This is a genomic window from Oleiphilus sp. HI0123, assembly GCF_001635315.1.
Genome location: NZ_LWGE01001302.1, coordinates 1 through 2,732 on the forward strand (window position 1 = coordinate 1; position 2,732 = coordinate 2,732).

The following is a 2,732-nucleotide window of genomic DNA, read 5'->3' on the forward strand; positions in this document are numbered from 1 at the left end:
GGCTATGAGTAGTGCTTCAAGTACCTCTTTGAACTTGTTTTGGAGTCGCGCAGCTTCAAGCATTCTAACGATAGCTTCAGAGCCTTGGTGAAAGGTTGCATACCGAAGTACGATGCGTACATCCTTTTCATGTCTTGCTTGAATCTCTTTTACGAGAGGGTAAAAAGCTCTGCAAGCACCACATGCTGGGTCGAAAAACTCAACGATGGTGACTTTAGCCTCAGCAGGACCAAAGCTCGGAGAGTAAGGGCGTTCATATATGCTTCCTTGTTGTAGGAGCTCGTCGCTTTGCGGGCTTTCTTTGGAGTTCTGATCTTGTTGATAGGTATACCAAGTCAAAGGCAGAGATAACAAGAGACAAATAAGCGTAACACGGGTATTCATTTTCATAACAATTGTGGCCGTTCAAATAAGAAAGCGGTCTAGTTTACAGTCATGAACCGTAGGCTCAAGCTTAAGTGTTTACTGTGTTCGTTTTATGTTTGGGAAGAGCAAGTGAAATGGTCGCCGAAAGGGCGATAAATGTACTCGATACCCATAAACATGCTTCAAGGCCATAAGACTGGAAAATCCAACCTGATAGTACGGTGCTAACTAGCCTGCCCATGGCATTGGCCATATAGTAGAAACCCACATCTAAGGATACGCCATCGTCACTGGCGTAACTCACAATCAGGTAGCTGTGCAAAGAAGAATTTATAGCAAACAGGGCGCCGAAGGCGAGTAAACCTATTACGATCACCAGCTGTGCTGAAAGCGAGCTCGATAAGGCTAGTGCGATGCCCGCGGGTATCAGCATTAGAGGCAGCGCCCAGCCGAGCGCGCTATGGCCATCGGGGGCGCGCTTGGTCGAGCTTTGCGTAATCTTGGGGGCAAAGGACTGCACTAAACCATAGGCGATTACCCAGCTTGCAAGAAAGCCTCCTACAGACCAATGGTTCCAGCCGAACTCGCTCGCTAGATAAACGGGCAAGGCAACCACGAACCAAACATCTCTGGCACCAAACAGAAATAAGCGAGCTGCTGAGAGGGCGTTGATTGCCCGACTTTTAGAAAATATTTCAGTGAACTTCGGTTTGTTCTTTGCCTTGCCTAAGTCTTGTTTTAAGGCAAACATGCTACCCAGCCAAACCACAAACAAGCTTAGCGCCATAGCAAGAACGGCACCTTGAAAACCGAGAGTGGCCAGTAAAGCGCCGCCTAAAAAGAAGCCGACACCTTTCAAGGCATTCTTAGATCCGGTTAGAATTGCCACCCACTTATACAGTGTAGTTTGCGCATCTTTTGGAACCAGCAGCTTGATCGAGCTTTTCGCACTCATCTTGTTCAGGTCTTTAGCAATGCCTGAGAGAGCCTGAGCAGCCATGACCCAAGGCACTGTGAGCAAAGTGGCAGGAACGAGCAGCATTGCCAATGCGAGCACCTGCAGAGCCAGACCAATATTCATGGTTTTGTTGAGCCCCAAATGTGCGCCCAACCAGCCACCAAAAAGGTTGGTGATGACACCAAAGATCTCGTAAAACAAGAACAGCATGGCAATTTCGAGCGGGCTGTAACCCAAGCCATGAAAGTGCAATACGACTAACATCCTCAAAGCGCCATCGGTGAGCGTGAAAGCCCAATAGTTACCTGTTACGACCAGGTATTGCTTAATTTCTGGTGAGAGTTTATTGATATTCATGGTTTTCAAATATGGCCTTAGTGATTAATTTTCTGGTCGATGAGGCCGACTTTACGAACCAGCTCAGCTGTTCGATTGGCATAGCCCCATTCATTGTCATACCACACATAAAGCTTAAGTTGAGTGCCGTTAACCAGCATAGTTGAAGGCGCATCAATGATGGCTGAACGAGGATCGGTTTTGTAATCGATAGAAACCAGTGGCCGCTCTTCGTAACCGAGTATGCCTTGTAGTGCTTCTTCAGAAGCACTTTTTAATAGAGCGTTCACTTCTTCTACCGAGCTTTCTTTTTCTAGTTCGAATACACAGTCAGTGATCGATGCATTGGCTAATGGAACACGTACCGCATGACCGTTTAACTTACCTTTTAACTCTGGAAAGATATGAGTGATCGCCGTAGCTGAACCGGTGGTGGTTGGAATCAGGCTCATACCACAGGCTCGTGCACGTCGCAGATCCTTATGGGGCGCATCGAGAATGGTCTGGGTATTGGTAATATCGTGAATAGTTGTCATTGAGCCATGTTTAATACCTAGACTTTCATGGATCACTTTAACCACCGGCGCCAGGCAGTTTGTTGTGCATGATGCAGCAGTAATAATCGGGTAGACCTCTGGGTCATACAGGTCATCGTTCACACCCATCACAATATTTAGTACACCCTCTTCTTTGACCGGAGCGGTCACGACAACGCGCTTCACACCCTGATCGAGATAGGCCTGAAGTACCTGCTTGCTCTTCATTTTGCCGGACGCTTCGATAACAATATCGCAGCCTGACCAATCGGTTTCAGAGATCGTCTTATTTTGTGTGCAAGGAATCGTATGCTCACCGATAAGTATGCTTGAACCTTCACTACTTGCTTGATGAGCCCAAATACCGTGTACGGAGTCAAAATTTAACAGATGCGAGAGTGTAGCAGCGTCGCCAGCCGGGTCATTAATCTGAACAAATTCGATCTCCTTCCAATCGAATGCAGCTCTGAGTGAGAGTCTACCCATACGGCCAAAGCCGTTAATGCCTACTTTGATGGTCATAGTGATTTATCCCT

At 47.2% G+C, this 2,732-nt stretch carries 3 protein-coding genes; all 3 read right to left on the minus strand.

Features of this window, described 5'->3' with window-relative positions; all coding sequences use genetic code 11:
• A partial coding sequence (locus A3761_RS15785) for a thioredoxin domain-containing protein (RefSeq protein ID WP_197473068.1) occupies positions 1-390 on the minus strand: 390 nt, incomplete at its 3' end.
• A gap of 64 nt (positions 391-454) precedes the next feature.
• Entirely contained in the window at positions 455-1,681 is a 1,227-nt protein-coding gene (gene arsJ, locus A3761_RS15790; protein ID WP_068739645.1) for an organoarsenical effux MFS transporter ArsJ, read from the minus strand.
• Between the two features lie 17 nt (positions 1,682-1,698).
• Complete coding sequence (locus tag A3761_RS15795) at positions 1,699-2,718, minus strand: ArsJ-associated glyceraldehyde-3-phosphate dehydrogenase (RefSeq protein ID WP_068511229.1); 1,020 nt, start codon at positions 2,716-2,718, stop codon at positions 1,699-1,701.
• Positions 2,719-2,732: the final 14 nt, after the last annotated feature.